We start from the raw sequence: 18477 nt of genomic DNA on the forward strand, positions 1-18477 counted from the left end.
CCCGCCTCCCCGCCTTGACGGCGCGGCGCCACCGTTACGGGGTGCCGCCGCGTCTGATGAAATCGTGGAACGCCCTTCAGGTGAGCCTCTGGTTCCGGCCGGTGCTGTTCGTGACGCTGGGAATCGCGCTCGGCCTGGTGCTGCCAACCCTGGACAGCCGCCTGCCCTGGATGAGCCAGGAGCTGCGCTCCTTCTGGTTGGCCGTCTATGTCCCCACCACGCCGGACAGCAGCCGGGAGGTGCTCCTGGGCATGGTGGCCGCGCTCGTCACCGTCATGACGGTGGCGACCTCCATGACGATGGTGACGGTCCAGTTGGCCTCCACCCAGTACACCCCCCGGCTGCTGTCCCGCTTCATGGCGGACCGCACGACGCAGCGGGTGCTCGGCACCTACCTGCTCACCGTGGTGTACCTGCTGCTGCTGCTCGGCGTGTTGGGCACCCCGTCCAACGAGAAGGAACTGGTTGCACTGCCGGTGCTGTCACTCGGGGTGGCGCTGGCCCTGACCCTGTCCTGCCTGCTGCTGCTGCCCTTCTTCCTCCATCACGCCGCCCGCTCCATCGAGGCGAGCAACGTCATCGCGTCCATCGGGCGCGAGGTCATCCGGGAGCTGAAGCGCCTGAACGTGAAAGAGGTGCGGGAGCTGAGTGGCCCGCTCCCGGGCCCCGCCGAGGAGGACGCGACCGTCCTCCACGCGCGGGAGACGGGCTACGTGCAGCTCGTGGACCATGAGCGGCTGCTCGCGGCCCTGCCCCGGCGCGTGCACACGGTGCGGCTGGACGTGCGGACCGGAGACTTCCTCATCCCGGGGCTGCCGCTGCTGTCGCTCTGGCCCAAGGTCTCCCTGAATGCCTGGCAGAAGAGGAGGGTCCACGCCGCGTTCGCGGTGGGGCACACCCGCACCACGCAGCAGGACGTGCTCTACGGCGTGCGGCAGCTCGTGGACATGGCGCTCAAGGCGCTCTCGCCGGCCATCAACGACGTCACCACCGCGGTGATGGTGGTCAACGAGCTGGGCGCGGTGGGCCGGGCGGTGGCGAGCATGGGGCAAATCGGCCATGGCTGGTGGATGCAGCGGCGCGGCAGGGTGACCCTGCTGCGGCCCGCCTTCGGGCTCGAGCCCTACCTGCGGGACGCGTTCGGGGAGATTCCGCTCGCCGCCACCACCCAGCCGCGGGTCATCCTCCGCATCCTGGAGGTGCTCGCGGAGATCGCCAGCGTGGAGACGGACATGGCGATGCGGGGAGTGCTCGTCCAGACGGGACGGGCGGTGTACGAGGCGGCCCGGCTCGCCGAGCAGCGCGAGCGCGACGTGCGGTTCATTGAAGAGCGCTGGAACCAGTTGCGACAGAAGGCCAGCGAGCCGAGCGCCCTCCCCTGTGAGACCGTGCACTGAGCGGGACTGGGACCGGGTGCCCTTGACCCGGCTCGCGCGTCCGACAGACTCGCGCGAGCGGTTCAGCAGTCACTCCGTCCTCCCTTCTCAGGCCCATGAATCACCGGTCATCCCCACCACGAGACAGGCGCACGTTCCAGCGAAGGTACGGAGCATTGCTCGCCAGCGTGCTGCTCATGGCCCGCAGCGCCTCCGCGCAGTCCCTCGACTCGGCCTCCAGCTCCTGCCGGACCCAACCGGCCCTGTGCGCCCGCGTGGCGGGAGAGGAGACCGTCATACCGCGGGCGGCACAGCGGCTGGCCGAGTTTGGCGCCGCCACCACGGCGGTCGCGGTGGCGTTGAATGAAGCGCACCAGAAGGCCATCGAGCAGAAGTTGTCGGAGTGCGCCAACAAGGCCCGTGAGACGGTGCTCCGTCAGCACATGCAGGGCAGGAGCCCTACCCCGGCGGAGTGCCGCGAGACGAAGAACTTCGGAGGCAAGGTGAGGACAAGGGCCATGTTCCTCGGGGAGGAGATGCACAAGGTCGCGCTCGCATGTGCCGAGGCGGAATTGAGCGCACTGCGCCCAGGCGGCTTCAGCCGGGAGCCGCGCTACCGGTACAACACGGACACCCGGCAGCGCGAGCTGATCAGCCCGGAGAAGGAGGAGGCGCTGCTGGAGGAGGGCTGCTACAGCGAGCTACGCGGTACCATCAAGCCAGACATCGTCATCCACGCGGGCAATCCGCTCCTGCCCCTGGCCGTCTATGACTTCAAGTTTCCCTGCGTGAGCAGTGTGAGCAGCAAAAGCGATGGTTGGTGCCGGTACTCCCAAGGGCCTTATAAGGGCCGCTTCCAAGACGACGTGTATAAGGAAATCCTGGGCCCTTTCGTACGCGCGATCAAACCCTGGCTGGGAGTCACACCTTGAGTGCTCATTACCCACGCATCCGCATCTGCGCACCGAACGGGCACCTCCTGGTCCGTGAAGGCTTGAGCCTCTGCTTCTACATCCGCCGCGCCCATCAGGAGATAGCACGAGCCGCCCTCGCCTCCTTGGATACCTATCTGCACGCAATAGAACCAGAAACTCTTGGCTGGTATGTGGATGTCGACGGAGAGGCGCAAGATCTCGATGACACCGGGTGGAAGCACATCCGGCGAGAGTTCCTCGAGGAGACATGGCCGGAAATCCGGCTGGTACAGGCATCCGGCGATCCGCAGCGCTACGCGTTCGACTACTCTGGCAAACCACTGGGAGATCCACGCCTGAAGAACGATCCGGACGCGGCGTGCATGCTGAGTTGCTGGCTGCCCACCGAGTACTTGGAAGAACACGGCCCGGGCCACGTGCGTGAGCTGGCGTTGAAGCTGGCCGCCCCTCTGCCCTTCTACTTCGGACAGGTGGGTCTCGCCTTCAACGGTCAGCTAGACCTGATCGGCGTCCCCGAGGAAATCCACGCGCGGTGCTTCCGCTACCCGGGCCTGGACATCCCGGATCCGAGCTGGCATTCGTGGAAACTTGGCTTCCGGGTTCGTGGCCCCTCCTGGCTCACCTTCCTGGGTCAGCCCTTCCTGGGCGAGTTGGGCGGAGTGGAGGGCCTGCGCTCGCATCTGTCGTCACCGGGCACCACCGTCCAGGAACTGGAAGGGGAGCGCGCCGTCGTCACCCTCGGCCCCTGGCCGGAAGCGGGAGACACCGAGCAGGGCCACACGCTCCCCGCCTACCGGGAGCTGGCGCGCGTCCTGGAGCCGTGGCTCTACCATGAGCAGTTCCCGGAGCCCTGGCCCTATCATGAGCAGAGCAATTGGGAGCCCGACTTCCCGCCCGAGGACAAGCGCCGCTGGGAGCGCCGCTTCCTCGATTAACGGGCCACGCAACGCATCACCGCTTCGGGCATCCTGGGGGCATGTTCAACCGACTGCTTTCCCTCACCGCGGCCGCCCTCCTGCTGGGCACGGCCGCCATCTCCGCGGAGCGTGCGATGTCCTTCCATGATTTGCAGTCCAAGCGGCTCAACGGCCAGTCCGTCAACCTCTCCGAGTACAAGGGCAAGGTGGTGCTCGTGGTGAACACCGCCTCCGAGTGCGGCTACACGCCTCAGTACGCGGGCCTGGAGAAGCTCTGGGGCGAGTACAAGGCCAAGGGCGTGGTGGTGCTCGGCATTCCCTCCAACGACTTCGGCGGCCAGGAGCCCGGCAGCTCCGAGCAGATCGCCAAATTCTGCGAGCTTCGCTACAAGGTCTCCTTCCCCATGCTCGAGAAGGTGAAGACCAAGGGCGAGGGCCAGTCCCCCATCTACGAGTTCCTCGCGCGCAAGCACGGCGAGCCCAAGTGGAACTTCCACAAGTACGTGGTGGGCAAGGACGGCCAGGTGCGCGCCGCCTTCCCCAGCTCGGTGACGCCGGAGAGCACCGAGCTCAAGGCCGCCCTCGACAAGGCCCTGGCCGAGTAGCCCGCCCGCAGGACCATTCCACTCGTCAGCGCTGACGAGTGAAACGGGGCGGGGCCATTCCACTCGTCAGCGCTGACGAGTGAAACGGGGCGGGGCCTCAGGTGGGTGTGGCCAGACAGCCACAGCCCGCCGAGCCCCCGCCCCAGTGCTTCCGCGCACTTGGCGCACCCCAGTCCCTGGCCCGCTGGCTGCATGACCTCGGCACGTCCCCATCCAGTCCGAGGAAACCCATGCGAGCCGCACTCGCCGCGCTCATCGTCTGTCTTCTGTCCGTCCCCGCCTCCGCCCAGGAGCGGAACGCCGAGGAGACGCCCTGCCCCGCTCCCGCCTCGCCCCTGAGCTCCGGGGCCATCACCCAGGGCACACTGGTGGCCAGGCTCTGCCACCACACCTCCGCCCAGGGCTGCCCCGAGTCCCGGCCCCAGCACTTCAGCCTGAAGCACACCGAGGTGGACGCCGAGGTGAGTGGCTTCCTCGCCAGCGTCACCGTCACCCAGGTCTTCGAGAATCCCTACGCCGAGCCGCTCGAGGCCCTCTACGTCTTCCCGCTGCCGGAGAAGGCCGCCGTGGACGCCATGGAGCTGGTCATCGGCCAGCGCGTCATCCGCGGCGTCATCCAGACGCGCGAGCAGGCGCGTGAGACCTACGAGCACGCCCGCGCCGAGGGGAAGACGGCCGCGCTGCTCGACCAGGAGCGCCCCAACCTCTTCACCCAGTCGGTGGCCAACATCCTCCCGGGCGAGGAGATCCGCGTGCGCATCCACTACGTGGAGCGGCTCGTCTACGAGGGCGGCAAGTACAGCTTCAACTTCCCCATGACGGTGGGCCCGCGTTACATCGGCGGCGAGCCCCTGGCCTTCCGCCAGGGCGAGGGCACCGCGCCGGACACCACCACCGTCCCCGACGCGAGCCGCATCTCCCCGCCCGTGCTGCCTCCCGAGCTGCGCAGCGGCCGCGACATCCGCCTCAGCGTGCGTCTGGACGCGGGCGTGCCCATGCACGAGCTGCGCTCCACGTCGCACCGCGTGACGGCGGCACGAGAGGGCTCCCACCGCGCCCGCGTGGAGCTGGCCGCGGATGACCGCATCCCCAACAAGACCTTCACCCTGGAGTACCGCGTGGCCGACGCGCTCATCCGCCCGGCCGTGCTGGTGCACCGCGAGCCCGGCGCCGACGAGGGCTACTTCCTCGTGCTGCTCAACCCGCAGCTCGCGCCGAAGCAGGAGGAGGTGGTGCCGCGCGAGCTGTACCTGGTGCTCGACACCTCGTGCTCGCAGTCCGGCCCGCCCATCGAGAAGTCCAAGGCCATCACCGCCAAGGTGCTGCGCCACCTGCACCCCGAGGACACCTTCCAGGTGCTCAACTTCGACACGCAGGTGACGAAGTTCGCCCCGGCCGCGGTGCCGGCCTCGCCGGAGAACGTGACGCGCGCCCTGCCCTACGTGGCCAACTTCTGGGGCGGCGGCGGAACGGACGTGCGCGTGGCGGCCCAGGAGGCCATGGTGCCCGCCAACGACCCGGCCCGCCTGCGCATGGTGCTGTTCATGACGGACGGCTTCATCGGCAACGAGGAGCAGGTGCTCGGCACCCTCCAGCGGCACCTGCGCGAGGAGACGCGCGTCTTCAGCGTGGGCGTGGGCAATGACGTCAACCGCTACCTCGTCGCGAAGATGGGCGAGGTGGGGCGCGGCGCCTCCACCTTCGTCAACCTGAAGCGTCCCGAGGACGAGGTGGCCCGTGAGTTCGAGTCGCGCATCCGCGGCCCGGTGCTGACGTCGGTGCACGTGGCCACGGACGGGCTGCCGGTGTCGGACGTCTACCCGCGCACGCTGCCGGACCTCTTCAGCGGCCAGCCGCTGTTCCTCATCGGCAAGTTCCACGGCACGGGCCAGGGCCTGCTGCACATCACCGGCCGCGTGCGTGGGCAGGAGCGCCACTTCGAGGTGCCCCTCACCTTGCCCGCGTCCGCGCCGGAGCACGCGTCCCTGCGCAGCCTCTGGGCACGCCAGCGGATCGAGGAGCTGACGGTGGAGAACTACCGCGGCGAAAAGCCCGAGGTCGTCCAGGCCATCACCGCCACGGCGCTCCAGTACGGGCTGATGAGCAAGTACACCTCCTTCGTCGCGGTGGAGGAGGTGGCGCGCACGCAGCCCGGCGGTGACACGGTGCGCGAACTGGTGCCGGTGGAGCTGCCGGAGGGCACCTCGTACGCTGCCGTCTCCGGCGAGCTGAGCCGCGAGGAGATTCCGCCGGGGGACCCCATCATCTCCGTGGTGGCGCCGAGGGACGCGCGCCGGGTGACGGCCTACTTCCCCTTCGGCCTGGTGAAGCCGCTCACCTTCGACACGGTGTCGGGTTATTGGCGGGGCCGCTTCCTGGTGCCGCTCTGGGTGGAGGACGGGTACTACGACGTGCTGGTGGCCGTGGAGATGAAGGACGGCACGGTGCGCCGCCGCGAGGTGCGCTACCGGCTCGACTCCAAGGGCAACGACATCGAGGTGACGTTGTCCTCGCGGCTGCTGTCACCCGGCCGGTCGCTGCGGCTGGAGGTGGACGCGGTGGAGGCCACCAAGGAGGTGAGCGTCTACGGCGAGCTCTTCGGTGACGCGCAGCACCTCCTGGAGACGCGCGACGGCCTGCGCTTCACCCGCGAGCTGGGGGTGCCCGCGGACACCGCGCCCGGAGAGTACGAGCTGGTGTTCGTGGCCCGGGACGCGGCGGGCAACCGCTTCGAGCGCCGCGAGAAGATCCGCGTCGCCCTCTCTGTCGCGGAGTAGCTCCGCCCGCGGCCTCCGCCGGGTGCTGATGCCCGGCCACACCCCCGAGGCTGGCGGGAGACGCCACCGAGCGGTTTCAGGGGGTTGGCCGCTGGCCCGGGCTTCGCAATGCATGGGGACATGCTGATCTCCACGCTGACCGCCGCCCTGCTCTCCGCCACCGTCACCAACACCGAGACGGTGCATGACCTCGCCGCGTACAACGGCCACGTGGTGGCCTGCACCGAGGGAGGCCTGGAGCTCTTCACCGGTGCGGGCCGTGCGGTGCGCACGCTGACGGTGGACGACGGCCTGCCGAGCCACTTCTGCCGCGCGCTGGAGGTGGCGGGAGACACCCTCTTCGCGGCCACGGACGAGGGCGTGGTGGCGGTGGACAAGGGCTGGCGCGTGGAGCCGGTGGTGGGGGCGAAGTGGCACGCCCTGCCGGCGGAGGGAGGAATGAACGCGGAGCTCTACCGCGCGGCGCTCGGCTGGCTCTCGGAGCGGCTGCCCGCGGGCCCCACGTACACCGCCTTCACCGAGGGCTACCTGGGCACGGCGGACGGACGGGTGCTGGCGCCGGACTCGGGGCGCATGTGGACGGTGCCGGGGCCGGTGCGGATGCTGGAGGAGACGGGCGGCGTGCTGCGCGTGGGCACCACCGAGGGTGCCTTCACCCTGGGGCCCGAGGGGCTCGTCTCGCTGCCCGTGCCCACGGGACCGCTTGCGTACGCGAAGGACCCGAAGGGCGGGACGCGGGTGCTCGGCGCCGAGGGCGAGGCGCGGTGGTGGGGCGAGCGCTCCGGCGAGGCCCGGGCCCTGCCCATGGGCGCAACGAGCACCCTCGAACTGAATGGCGTGGCATGGGCGGGCACGCGCGGCCAGGGCGTCTTCCGGCGTCAGGGCGGCGAGTGGAAGCGGGTGACGCCCACGGGCCAGCTCTGCGGCAACCACATCACCGCGCTGACGCGGCACCAGGGCAGGCGGGTGGTGGGCACCTTCGACAGGGGCGTGTGCTGGGAGCAGCCCGACGGGAAGTGGCGGACGTTCCGCGCGCCCCACCTCCCGAGCAACCACGTGCTGGGCCTGGCGAGCGACGGACGCAACCTCTACGCGGCCACGATGTCCGGACTGGGCCTGTACGACGGGAAGACGTGGACGCCGATGGCGTACGGAGGCCGCAACCCGGTGGCGCTCGGCAAGCTGTCGGTGCTGGCGGCGGTGCCGGACACCGAGGACGGCGTCGCCCTGGTGGATGGGCGTGGCACCTCCTTCGTGAAGCGGGCGAGCCAGCCGCTCGAGCTGGCGAAGCGGCTGCCCCTGCCCGAGGGCTGGAGCACCCATGTCTCGGGAGCGCACGGCGCCGGGCGCTACCTCTGGGTGACGAGCGAGGACCGGGGCCTGCTGCGCTGGGACGGCACGCAGTGGACGCGCTTCCACGACGGCAAGCACCTCACGGACAACTGGGTGACGGCGCTCTCGGCGGACGCGGAGGGCCGCGCGGTGGTGGGCACGTGCCAGGACGGCTTCAGCTACTTCGACGGCGAGCGCTGGACGCGGGTGCGCGAGGCGGAGGGCCTGCCGAGCCGCTACGTGGTGTCCGCGGCCCTGGTGCCGGGCGGAGCGCTGCTGGGCACGCTGCTGGGCGCGGCGCACTATGACGCGCTGAGCGGCACGGTGCGCCCGCTGCCGAAACTCGCAGATCCGCGCGTGTACGCCCTGCTGGTGGAAGAGGGCACGGTCCTCTTCGGCACGGAGGGCGGCCTCTCCCAGTTGGATTGGAGCGCACCGGCCGCCATCACCCGGCGCTGAGGGCGAGTCCTCCTGTCCGGCTCAGCCCGCCTTGAGGACGCTGGCCTGGTGGGACGCGCCCTGGGACTCGCCGGAGGAGCCGGCCGAGAGCACGAGGACGGCCGACTGGCTCAGCGCCGCCTGCCCCAGGGTGTTGAGCTGCTGCTGGTTGGCCACGGCGTTGTGGAAGGCCACGCCGAGCGCCTGCGCCGCCGCCTCGTAGACGGAGGCCAGGGCCCGCGCCCGTGCCTCGTCGGGGTGGGCGGAGGCCGCGATGGACTCCGAGGCCCGCTCCGCCGGGGGCACGGACTGCGCCGGCTCGATGGGGGGAAGGGAGGCGGACTTCGACTCGGGCGCCGGGCCCCGCACGGACTCACAGGCCACGCGCGCATCCACGACGAGCTGCAGGATGGTCCGCTGCTGCTGCGCGGAGACCTCGTTGAGCTTCGCCAGCACGTCGGCCACCGCCGTCCCCAGCCGCACCAACTCCACCTCCGCGCCGAGCGTCGCCAGAATCACCGTGTCGCCATCCGCCATCATGTTCCTCCAATGGAATGCGGGGCACCGGAGTGCCACCTCCCCGGGAGTAAAGCCCCCCAGCCCGGCGCCGTCGAGAAGCCTTTCATGGCACACTGCGCCTTGCCCCCATGCGACTGAGCCATGTGCAGGCGCTGCTGGACACCTCCTTCCAGGGTGTGGAGGAGGGCGCCGCCCGGATGTACGAGCCCGAGGACTCCCGCTTCGACGAGCGCCTGAGCGCCGTGTGGCTGGAGTACCGCTGGTACGTGCACGAGCGGGGGCTCGCCAAGGTCTTCGTGAAGTGGAAGCGGGTGGAGAAGGAGGCCTGCGCGCAGGAAGAAGTGTCCGTGCTGCGCATCCACCTGCTCGGGCACACGGCCGCGCTCGCCCCACGGGCCCGGCGGGTGCTGGAGGCGGGTACGCCCTCTCCGGGGCGGCTGCTGGAGCTGCTCGGTGAGGACGGGGTGAAGCGCGAGTGCAGCGCGGCGGGGCCCACCGGCATCACGCTCGAGCACTGGCCGCCCCCGGCGCCCCAACCGCTGCTGCCGGAGGAGACGTTCCAGGGACTCTCCGCGGTGCTGCTTCACCCCGAGTCCTCCTTCGAGGAGCGGCACGAGGCGGTGGACCGGCTGTGCCGCGAGCGCAGCCCGCGCGTGGTGCGGACATTGCTGGCCGCGCTGGAGGTGGGCCCCTCGCTGTCCGCCCTGCGCCGGCTCTCCGAGTGGGGTGAGCCCGGTGCCCTGCCCCACGTGGAGCGGGCGCTCGCGGCGGTGGCGCCGGACAATCCCGCCGACCTCTGGACACTCACCGCGCTGCAGCGGCGGTTGCAGGCCTGGGCCCGCACGTTCCAGGGTATGTAACGCACATGCGAATCCTCCACACCATGCTGCGCGTGGGCGACCTCGACAAGTCGCTCGACTTCTACACCCGCGTCCTCGGCATGCAGCTCCTGCGCCGCAAGGACTACCCGGATGGCAAGTTCACCCTGGCCTTCGTGGGTTATGGCCCCGAGGACACCCACCCGGCCCTGGAAGCTCACCCACAACTGGGACACCTCCAAGTACGAGCTGGGCAATGCCTACGGCCACATCGCCCTCGGGGTGACGGACATCCACGGCACCTGCGACGCCATCCGCAAGGCCGGCGGCAAGGTGGTGCGCGAGCCGGGCCCCATGAAGCACGGCACCACCGTCATCGCCTTCGTCGAGGACCCGGACGGCTACCGGGTGGAGCTCATCCAACAGGGCACCCAGTGAGCCCTACGGCAGCCGCCGCTCCAGCAGGTTCCACCGCTCGTCCACCCACTGCCGGAGGTACTCCACCTCCTGCTCGTGGGTGGTGAAGTCGGTGCGGTCGCTCCAGCGCTCGAAGGTGCGGTACTGCTGGAGCCAGCGCGCCTCGTCCCGCAGGGCCACGGGGTGGATTTCCCGGGCGTAGCCGTCGATGAGCTTCAGCACCTCCGCCTTCGCCAGCGGGCCGCGCAGCATCGAGCGGTAGCGCTCGCGCATGGGCCCGGCGATGGAGGGCTCCTCCAGCATGCGGGCGAAGAGGCGGTTGCCCCCGGAGAAGTCCAGCAGGGCCGTGGACGCGCTCCGGCGCGTGTCCCAGTTCTGGCCGAAGCTCGCATCCAAGTCCCACGGAATGAAGCGCCAGGGCGCCCGCGTCACGGGATCGTAGTAGTGGTAGGCGTTCTTCGCGCCCGAGTCCGTGCCGAGGATGGCCGTATTGAAGATCCACCAGTCCTCGTAGTCCCGCGTGTTCAGCCGCGAGTCCCACTGCGTGCGGAAGGTCTCCCGGTCCGAGTCCGCGATGAAGTGGATGAGCGCATCGAGCGTGTCATAGGCGCCCACCCACCCGTCCTTGGGCTTGCCTTCCTTCTTCTCGAAACCCAGCGACAGGGGCTGCTTGGGCGCGCCATCCTTGGTCTGCCGCGAGAAGTTCGCGTCCGCCTCCACCGCCTTGAAGAGGTCTCCGTCGTCGGAGAGGCCGTGCCGCTCCATCAGGTGCTCGTCCACGTGGTCCGCCACGGTGAAGAGGCCCCAGAAGCGCCCGTTCACGTAGAGCACCGCGCTGTACGTCTTCACCTGCACGTGGTCCGGCGACATCCGGTTCCACAGCTCGAAGGCGAGCCTCGGCCGCAGGTACGAGTTGTCATTGAAGCTGGTGATGAGGACCAGTTTGCGCCGGCCGGTGAAGCCTCCCGCGAGCCTCCGGCTCGTTGAACGGATCCTCCTTGTCGAATTTGAAGGTGTAGTTGCGCTTGGGGAAGATGCTGGAGGTGGCGCCGCGGTACTTGGCCTCGGCGGTGTAGCGATGCCCGCGGTAGACGAGCTGCACCGGACGGTAGCCACCCGCCGTGAGCGTGCCCTCGAAAGAGAGGTGGAGCACGGGCAGCCCGTACTCCTCGGTGTACGTGACGGGGTTGACCTCGCGCACGTTGCCCGGGGCCAGCCAGTTGTCGGCCACGCCCACCTTCACCACGCCCGTCTCGCCGGTGCTGTGCTCGGTGACGGTGAGCAGCCACACGTCCGCCTGGGCCTTGCCCGGCGTCCACCGGAAGGTGCCGCTCGCCTCGTCCACGCTCGCCCCGGCCGGCAGGGGCGACACGCTGAAGCGCAGCCCCGTCGCCGTGTAACCGGTGCCACAGCGGAACGTCACCGTCAGCGGCTCGCCTTCCTGGAGCCAGTGCGGACCGTCTCCCGTGGGCGCGCAGACGGTGGGCTTCGGGGGCGGGGTGCCCGCATCCGGCCCCGGTGTACCCGCGTCCGGTGAGGCCGGAGGTCCCGGGTCGGCGGGCGGTGGAGCGGGCGGTGTTCCGTCCGAGGGCACCGGTGAGCCCGGCCCCCCGGGAGAGACCGTGTCCACTCCCGTTTCGAGCGGGCTGTCCTTGTCCCGCGAGGACTCGCAGCCCACCACTCCGAGACACGCCACCAGCACCAGCGCGCACCGGCCCCACCAGCCTCTGCCCCCCATGTCCCCCTCCCCGCCGTGGGGGGAGAAGTAATCATTCCGTTACGGGAGGTGTACCCGGACGGGAGCTGGGACAGCGGCCCCTCGGCTGCCTCCCTGCTCTCCTGGGGCCGGCCTGCTTCGCCCGAGGCTACTGGCCGAGCTGGAAGGAGCCCTCGGCCACCACCAGCAGCTCCGCCGCGGGCGCCGCCTTGGTGCCGAACACGGCCAGCACGCTGGCCTGCGTCCGCACCGCCGCCGCGTAGGCCTGGTAGGCCGCCGCCGTCTTCGTGGCCAGCATCGAGACATCCACCGCGTTCGCCGACACCGCCGAGGAGACCGCCGCGTCCAGCGTGGTGTTCAGCGTCGCCGCCGCCGTCAGGGTCGCCGTCAGCGCCGCGCTCACCACGAGCTGGTTCGACGCATTCACCCCGAGGTAGCGGCCCAGCACCGAGGCCTGCACGTTGGTGCTCCCCGCCACGCCCGCCTCGAAGTTGGAGAAGGCACTGGCCGCCATCGCCGCGCTCGTGGACGCGCGCACCTGGGTGCGCAGCGTGGTGCTCGCCGTGGCCGCCTGCTGCTTCACGTCATCGGCCGCGTTGGCCGCCGAGAGGATGGCCGACAGCGCCGCCCCCGAGGCCCGCGCCTCCATCCCCGCCGAGGCCCGCAGCGTCGCGTCCACCAGCGGCTGCGCGTCCTCCGCCGACAGCCGCGCCTTCACCGTGGCCCGGAAGGAAGCGCTCGCCGCGCGCTCGCTCTGCGCCTGCTCCTCCACCTTCGCGCCCACCCGCTCGGCCGCCGCGCGCAGCTCCGCGTGGAAAGTGTCGTAGGCCTGCTCCACCGAGCCGCCCGCCTCCAGCGCCACGTTCAACGCCGCCGCCGCCGCCAGCTCCTGCTCGAAGAGCGCCGTCTGGCTCGTTTGCACACCCGCCTCGGCGTACATCTCCAGCTCCGCCTGCTGCGCCGCGCGCGCCGCGTCCGCCAGCGCCTTCACGCGCGAGCGGAAGGCCTCCTCGGTGGAGGCGCCCTGCCGCGCCGCCGCCGCCATGTGGGCGTTGATGCGGGCGCGCACGTCCACCATGTCCACCGTCTCCGCCTGCGGCTTGTCCACCATCATCCGCAGGAAGACCTGGGCCTCCAGCGAGGTCTCCGAGTCCATGGGCGGCGCCACCGCGGCCTTGCCCTCGGCGGCCGCCTCGAGCAGCGCCGAGGCCACCACCTGGCCCGAGGCGTCCACCGCCTCCAGCACCAGGCGCTCCTCACCCGCGGGCACCTCCAGCGTGTAGCGCCCCTGGGCCTCCAGCTTGCCCTCGGCCACCACCGTCAGCCTGCCATCCGTCCCCACCGTGCTGGCGCGCACCTGCGTCGCCGCCGCCACCGTGCCCGAGCCCCCCAGGGGCGCCGCGCCCGCCAGCACCGCCTGCGGCTGCGTGCCCTCGCCGTCCGTCACCCGGCCCTTCACCTGCACCGTGTTGCCGCACCCCGTGCCCAGTCCCAGCACCACCACCGCGGCCCAGAGGTTGCGAAGCGTCGTCGTCTTCAAGGTCGTCTCCTCACGCACAAGGCGCCACCTCCGGCCATCCGGCCCGGCTCCGGAAGGGGCGCTCTGCCTCTGTTTGAGGGAGGGGCCGCCGGTTGGATCTGCCCCCCGCGCTTTCGCGGGTGGGCGCCAGGCCGACATCTCGTGTGAGGAGGAGCGGCGCTACACCCGGACGGTGGCGGGCTCCCAGTTGTGCGTGACGAGCTGGAGGAGCTCGACGCCGAGCAGCTCCGGGTAGCGCTGCAACCAGGCGGTCCGCTCCGGGGTGACGGGCCCTCCGTTCCAGAGGACCCGTCCTCCGGCGCGCGCCCGCAGCCGCACGGCCGCATCGAAGGTGGTGTGCGCCGTCCGCGCGAAGGGGGCCTCTCCCCACTGGGGCCAGATGAGGAGCTGCTGCTGGGGATTGACGAAGAACCACGTCACCGGTTGCTGGGTGGCCTTGTCGAACCAGACGGCTTGCGTGCCCCGGACCTCCAGGCCCTGGCCTTCCGGCGGATCCGCCAGCACCTGCGCCAGCGGTGGCAGCTTCGGGTGCTCGAGCACCAACGCGAGCAGGTGGGGGCCGTCGTCCTGCTGGCCCGCGGGGAAGCTCGAGGGGCATGCGGAGGTTGGGATGGAGCTGCTCGCGGTTCTGCCGCCAGGCAAGCGCCAGCTCCCGCGCATACGCGCCCTGGGAATCGGTGAGCGGGCCCAGGGACTCCGCCGTCACCTCGCGGCCGTGCACCCCCTCGAAAGCACGCAGTCCCAGCTCCGCGTTGACGCGGGCCGCGAAGGAGAGCAGCTCGAACAGGTTGGCCATGAAGAAGGGGCTGGCGACGCTCACCGAGAGCTGGATGGTGCCCAGCTGGGGGCCGTTGTTCGGCCGCACGCCCGCCAACAACAGGGGGGCCAGCGCTGGCGCCTCTCCCGCGCGGAACACCCAGATGGAGCCATCGGGCCGTTGCGCCACCTGCGTGGGGCGCGAGCGCGCGAGCAGCTCCAGGCTGGCACGCAGGTTGTCGAGGGTGAGCTGGTCCGGAGCACCGGAGCGGACGTCCTCGATGCGGCGGTGCGACGTCAACCAGACGGAGAAGGGCATGGGCGGTTTCCTCGACGGAGGAAACTACCGCCGTTCCCGTGGGAGTCCAGGGGGTGAGGCCGGCTCACCCACCAATGTTGCGCAGGATACTCATCGCCTTCTCGTGGCCCCCCTTCATCATCTTGGTGATCCACTCCCCGAGCTCCTGCTCCTTCTGCATCTTCATCTGCGCCTCGAGGAAGGGCTTCATCTCGTCCGGAGCCGAGGCCAGGACGTCCTGCTGCGCCTTGGACAGCTTGGACAACGCGGTGGAGACGCTCTCGGGGAGTCCGTTGACGCTCATGCTTCGTGACCTCGGGATGCGGGACTGGACGGGGAGGATTATCGGTCCCCCCCGCCGGAAGTTGCGTCCGGGGATCACATTCCCGGCGGAGGGAGCTTCCGGTACTCCTCCGCGAGCGCCTCCGGGGTGGCCGCGAGCCGCACCGCCACCCGCGTGGCCTCGGCCGGGGTGAGCCTGCCCAGCACGCCGCGCTCCAGGTGCTGCTCGATGAAGCCCTGGTCATGCCGCACCTTCACGTCCACCACCCGCCCCTTCCCATCCACCACGGGCACCAGCTTCGGTGAGATGAGCAGGATGTCCGCCGGCACCTCCACCGCCCGCACGCGCGCCACCACCTCGTCGCGCAGCTTCGGGTCGAAACGGATGCCCTTCTCCCGCACCAGCTTCCGGATGCCCTCGTAGTCGCCCGTGGCCTTGATGACCATCAGCTTCGAGAGCAGCTCGCCCACCGCCGCGCGCATCTTCCCGTAGTCCTCCACCACCCAGGACGTGCGGCCCCCCTCCGTCACCTGCTTCACCACGCCCTTCTCCAACAGGAAGTTCACCGTCATGTGGTGGCCTCGCTGGTGGTCTTCCTCGAACGCGTCTCCCTCCGGCACCTGATTGAGGTTGGTGAGCTCCTCCACCAGGTAGTCCCGGTACATCTGCTCGGCGATGCGCCCGTGCTCCGGCGACAGACTGGCCAGGGACGGGTCGAACGCGTGCCAGAGCGCCACCAGGTCCGCCCGCGCCTCCTCCAGCGTGTTGTCGTACTCCTTCAGGTAGCGTGAGGGGCCGCCCTCCAGCTTCGGGTCCACCTGCCCCGAGGCGTGTCCCAGCACCTCGTGGAACGCCACCAGCCACTTGCGCGCGGTGACGGAGTACTGGCGCGCCCTCGCCGCCTCCTCGGGCGTGCGGGAGAACTCGATGGCCAGCGGCAGCCGCTTCATCGCCGCGGCGGCCTCCATCACGTTGCTCACCAGCACGCTCTTGCTGCCGTACTTCTCTCGGATGTGCTGCTCGTTGGGCAGGTTGATGCCGGCGGGCGGCCCCGGGTGGCTCGTCACCAGGTTGATGGCCTTGGCCACCGGCGGCGCCACCTTCTTGCGCTTGTAGGCGTCCGGCCAGGGCATCCGGTTCTCGAACTCCTGCGCCCGGCGAGCGATGAGCTCCATCACCCGGTTCTCCCGCGCGTCGCGGTAGTTGATGAGCGCCTCCCAATGGCCCTTCTGGCCCCGCGCGTCCACGTACGTCTCGATGAAGCCGATGTTGGCATCCACCCTGGGGTTCGCCTTCAGCCAGGCGATGTTGTACGCGTCCCAGTCCTTCAGGTCCCCCGTCTCGAAGTAGCGCACCAGCTTCTCGAGCGCGGCCTTCTGGTCCTTCGGCGCGGACTTCGCCGCCTCGCGCAGGTGGGCACTCACGCGCGAGAGCTCCGCCGCGTACAGCCCGCGCGGCACCTTCCCATCCGGCGTACCGGCGCGGAACACCTGCTCCACCAGCTTCCCGTCCACCTTCACCACGCGCGAGTTGAGCGGATTCTTCTCCGGGAAGCCCTCCAGGTCCTTCAGCGTCACGCCCCGGCCATACGCCGTGTTCGCCGAGGCCGTGAGGATGTCCTGCCCCGGCGGGGGCGCCTTCGAGGTGAGCTGCGGCTCGAAGCCCACGTCGAAGAGCGAGGGCTTCAGCCCTCCCAGCCACGTCTTCAGCGCCGCCTCGTCCTTCACACCCAGGGGAGCCCCGGCCTTCAGCGCCCGCACCGCCGCGGCCTCCAGCTCGGCCGGGGTGAAGGCGGGGACGAACTTCTGGCCCGTCGTCTGATCATGGTTGCCCGTCTGGCCGTAGAAGCGCGCCAGGTAGTCCGCGAGCTTCGCGTCGAAGGAGCCGGGCTCCGCATGGCCCTCGCGGCCGAAGAGGTACACGCCCTCCAGCAGCCGCTTGAGGGCCACCGTGTCCCAGCCGAGCTGGTCATAGGCGATCTCCTCGCCCGCGTGCGCCGCGAGCGAGAGGTACCAGGCCACCCGCTTCTCCTCCCGGGAGAGCGCGGGCACGCCCGGCGCGTACATGCGGACGATGGCGTCATGGCCGAGCCGCTCCACGAGGAAGGGCCGTGCGGCGGCCTCGGTGGGAGGCGTGCTCGGAACCGGGGACGGGGCGGGCCGCGGAGTGGCGGCCAGTGCCACGGCCAGGAAGAGGGCTTTCATGGGGGCTCCAAGAAACGATCAGCGGGGCAGCACGGGGTTACCACCCGGGGACATCCATCACCAGCAGCGGCCGGTACTCCCGGAGCCCGGGGGACTCTTCTATGATCCGTTCGCCGAGGGCCCGGGGGGGCCTCGAGGCCATGCCTCCGCCCGCGGCCCGCCAGCAACAGGAGCCGTCCCATGCCGTCGTCCCTTCGAAGCCGCGCAGGTATCCGCCTCTCCACCCTCGCCCTGGCCGGATGCCTCGCCAGTGGTGTCCTCGCCTGCCCGGGCCCCCAGGGCCCCGAGGGCGCCGCCGGTCCCCAGGGCACCCCGGGCAAGGACGGCGTCCCCACCCCGGTGCGCCTCCTGGACGACAAGGTCGGCCGCTGGCTCCCGGAGAACCGCACCCGCATCAACGGGATGATCTCCTCGCTGGGCCTCGCCAGCCCCACGTTCGACCCGAAGAACCGCCCCGTGGCCGTGTTCGACTGGGACAACACCGTGGTGAAGAACGACCTGGGTGACGCCACCTTCTTCTGGATGCTCAAGCACGACAAGGTGCGCCAGCCCGCGGACAAGGACTGGAGCACCACCAGCCGCCACCTCACCCTGGAGGCCCGCGCGGCCCTCAACGCCGCGTGTGACACCGCCGCCCCCCCGGGCGAGCCCCTCCAGACGCTCGACTCCCCCGGCTGCGCGGACGAGCTCGTCAGCATCTACAACCGGGGCCTGACGCGCGCGGGCCAGGCCGCCTGGAACAACCCCGTCACCCTGACGCTCAACACCTCCTATGCCTGGGTGGCGCAGCTCCAGGCCGGCTACACCCCCGAGGAGCTCCGCGCCTTCGCCCGCTCGGCCTACGCGGAGAACGCCTTCAACCCGCCGGGCTCCACCCAGACGGTGGGCACCACCACGGGGCTCGCCTACCACGTCCAGGTGTACGAGGAGATGGTGGACCTCATCGAGACGCTGCAGGACAACGGCTTCGACGTCTGGATCGCCACCGCCTCGCCCCAGTTCGTCATCGACGCCGTCTCCGAGGAGCTCACCGGCATCAAACCCAACCGGGTGATTGGCATCCGGACCCTGACGGACGCCCAGGGCCGCGTGACGGCCCACTTCCAGGGCTGCGGCACCGTGGCCGATGGCGAGGACACGCTCATCACCTATGACCAGGGCAAGCGCTGCTGGATCAACAAGCTCATCTTCCGCCAGCCCGCGGAGCGGCAGCTCACGCGCCAGACGGACGCGCACGCGCGCCAGGTCTTCGCGGCCGGGGACTCGGACACGGACCTCGCCTTCGTGCAGGACGCGACACACCTCAAGCTGGCCATCAACCGCAACAAGGTGCAGCTCATGTGCAACGCCTACGCGAACCACCAGGGCACGTGGCTGGTGCAGCCCATGTTCGTCCAGCCTCGCGCCCAGCAGACGGCCAGCTACCCGTGCACCACCGCCCTGGACGCCGCCGGACAGCCCATCACCGATGAGCTGGGCAACCGCTTCTCCCAGGACCACGCGGACAGCGTCTACGCGCTGCCCTGAGCAAGGCCCTCACCCCAA

General features: G+C 70.4%; 15 protein-coding genes and 1 pseudogene. 9 read left to right on the forward strand and 7 right to left on the reverse strand.

The window, feature by feature from the left end:
• Positions 1-56 precede the first annotated feature (56 nt).
• From ACN28I_RS25875 to ACN28I_RS25900, 6 genes are all read left to right on the forward strand, one after another.
• Positions 57-1397 (forward strand): DUF2254 domain-containing protein, encoded by a 1341-nt coding sequence (locus ACN28I_RS25875; protein WP_420944610.1) that lies wholly within the window; start codon positions 57-59, stop codon positions 1395-1397.
• A gap of 155 nt (positions 1398-1552) precedes the next feature.
• Complete coding sequence (locus ACN28I_RS25880; RefSeq protein WP_420944611.1) at positions 1553-2308, forward strand: hypothetical protein; 756 nt, start codon at positions 1553-1555, stop codon at positions 2306-2308.
• On the forward strand, positions 2305-3246 hold the full coding sequence (locus ACN28I_RS25885; protein WP_420944612.1) for a DUF3396 domain-containing protein: 942 nt from the start codon (positions 2305-2307) through the stop codon (positions 3244-3246). The genes ACN28I_RS25880 and ACN28I_RS25885 overlap by 4 nt, the downstream gene beginning before the upstream one ends.
• Positions 3247-3287: 41 nt before the next feature.
• Complete coding sequence (locus ACN28I_RS25890; RefSeq protein WP_420944613.1) at positions 3288-3833, forward strand: glutathione peroxidase; 546 nt, start codon at positions 3288-3290, stop codon at positions 3831-3833.
• Positions 3834-4063: 230 nt separating this feature from the next.
• On the forward strand, positions 4064-6610 hold the full coding sequence (locus tag ACN28I_RS25895) for a VIT domain-containing protein (RefSeq protein WP_420944614.1): 2547 nt from the start codon (positions 4064-4066) through the stop codon (positions 6608-6610).
• A 120-nt stretch (positions 6611-6730) separates the two neighbouring features.
• Entirely contained in the window at positions 6731-8401 is a 1671-nt protein-coding gene (locus tag ACN28I_RS25900; protein ID WP_420944615.1) for a hypothetical protein, read from the forward strand.
• A 21-nt stretch (positions 8402-8422) separates the two neighbouring features.
• On the opposite strand, the gene ACN28I_RS25905 is transcribed toward ACN28I_RS25900, so the two are convergent.
• Positions 8423-8920, reverse strand: coding sequence for a RebB family R body protein (locus tag ACN28I_RS25905; RefSeq protein ID WP_420944616.1), 498 nt, complete (start codon positions 8918-8920; stop codon positions 8423-8425).
• A gap of 107 nt (positions 8921-9027) precedes the next feature.
• Between ACN28I_RS25905 and ACN28I_RS25910 the strand changes: the two genes are divergently transcribed.
• Both ACN28I_RS25910 and gloA read left to right on the forward strand, forming a co-directional pair.
• Positions 9028-9759, forward strand: a complete 732-nt coding sequence (locus ACN28I_RS25910) for a hypothetical protein (protein ID WP_420944617.1) — start codon at positions 9028-9030, stop codon at positions 9757-9759.
• Between the two features lie 5 nt (positions 9760-9764).
• A pseudogene (gene gloA / locus ACN28I_RS25915) lies at positions 9765-10155 on the forward strand (lactoylglutathione lyase).
• A gap of 3 nt (positions 10156-10158) precedes the next feature.
• Here gloA and ACN28I_RS25920 read toward each other — a convergent pair.
• From ACN28I_RS25920 to ACN28I_RS25945, 6 genes are all read right to left on the reverse strand, one after another.
• A complete protein-coding gene (locus ACN28I_RS25920; RefSeq protein ID WP_420948716.1) occupies positions 10159-11127 on the reverse strand; it encodes a CotH kinase family protein in 969 nt (322 codons plus the stop codon).
• Positions 11051-11872, reverse strand: a complete 822-nt coding sequence (locus ACN28I_RS25925) for a putative Ig domain-containing protein (RefSeq protein ID WP_420944618.1) — start codon at positions 11870-11872, stop codon at positions 11051-11053. The genes ACN28I_RS25920 and ACN28I_RS25925 overlap by 77 nt, the downstream gene beginning before the upstream one ends.
• 127 nt (positions 11873-11999) lie before the next feature.
• Complete coding sequence (locus ACN28I_RS25930) at positions 12000-13391, reverse strand: hypothetical protein (protein WP_420944619.1); 1392 nt, start codon at positions 13389-13391, stop codon at positions 12000-12002.
• 159 nt (positions 13392-13550) lie between these two features.
• Positions 13551-14033: a hypothetical protein gene (locus tag ACN28I_RS25935; protein WP_420944620.1), complete on the reverse strand. Its 483-nt coding sequence runs from the start codon at positions 14031-14033 to the stop codon at positions 13551-13553.
• A 497-nt stretch (positions 14034-14530) separates the two neighbouring features.
• Positions 14531-14749, reverse strand: coding sequence for a hypothetical protein (locus ACN28I_RS25940; protein ID WP_420944621.1), 219 nt, complete (start codon positions 14747-14749; stop codon positions 14531-14533).
• Positions 14750-14823: 74 nt separating this feature from the next.
• Positions 14824-16932 carry a dipeptidyl-peptidase 3 family protein gene (locus ACN28I_RS25945; RefSeq protein WP_420944622.1) on the reverse strand — a complete coding sequence of 703 codons (2109 nt, stop codon included), beginning with the start codon at positions 16930-16932 and terminating at the stop codon, positions 14824-14826.
• 180 nt (positions 16933-17112) lie between these two features.
• Here ACN28I_RS25945 and ACN28I_RS25950 point away from each other — a divergent pair, with 180 nt between their 5' ends.
• Entirely contained in the window at positions 17113-18459 is a 1347-nt protein-coding gene (locus tag ACN28I_RS25950; protein ID WP_420944623.1) for a haloacid dehalogenase-like hydrolase, read from the forward strand.
• Positions 18460-18477 lie beyond the last annotated feature (18 nt).

This window comes from Archangium gephyra, assembly GCF_049060025.1.
Taxonomy (GTDB): domain Bacteria; phylum Myxococcota; class Myxococcia; order Myxococcales; family Myxococcaceae; genus Archangium; species Archangium gephyra_A.

Coding starts and splice junctions, on each gene's coding strand:
- ACN28I_RS25875 (WP_420944610.1), top strand. CDS start 57: ATGAAATCGTGGAACGCCCTTCAGGTGAGCCTCTGGTTCCGGCCGGTG.
- ACN28I_RS25890 (WP_420944613.1), top strand. CDS start 3,288: ATGTTCAACCGACTGCTTTCCCTCACCGCGGCCGCCCTCCTGCTGGGC.
- ACN28I_RS25895 (WP_420944614.1), top strand. CDS start 4,064: ATGCGAGCCGCACTCGCCGCGCTCATCGTCTGTCTTCTGTCCGTCCCC.
- ACN28I_RS25900 (WP_420944615.1), top strand. CDS start 6,731: ATGCTGATCTCCACGCTGACCGCCGCCCTGCTCTCCGCCACCGTCACC.
- ACN28I_RS25905 (WP_420944616.1), bottom strand. CDS start 8,920: ATGATGGCGGATGGCGACACGGTGATTCTGGCGACGCTCGGCGCGGAG.
- ACN28I_RS25910 (WP_420944617.1), top strand. CDS start 9,028: ATGCGACTGAGCCATGTGCAGGCGCTGCTGGACACCTCCTTCCAGGGT.
- ACN28I_RS25925 (WP_420944618.1), bottom strand. CDS start 11,872: ATGGGGGGCAGAGGCTGGTGGGGCCGGTGCGCGCTGGTGCTGGTGGCG.
- ACN28I_RS25940 (WP_420944621.1), bottom strand. CDS start 14,749: ATGAGCGTCAACGGACTCCCCGAGAGCGTCTCCACCGCGTTGTCCAAG.
- ACN28I_RS25945 (WP_420944622.1), bottom strand. CDS start 16,932: ATGAAAGCCCTCTTCCTGGCCGTGGCACTGGCCGCCACTCCGCGGCCC.
- ACN28I_RS25950 (WP_420944623.1), top strand. CDS start 17,113: ATGCCGTCGTCCCTTCGAAGCCGCGCAGGTATCCGCCTCTCCACCCTC.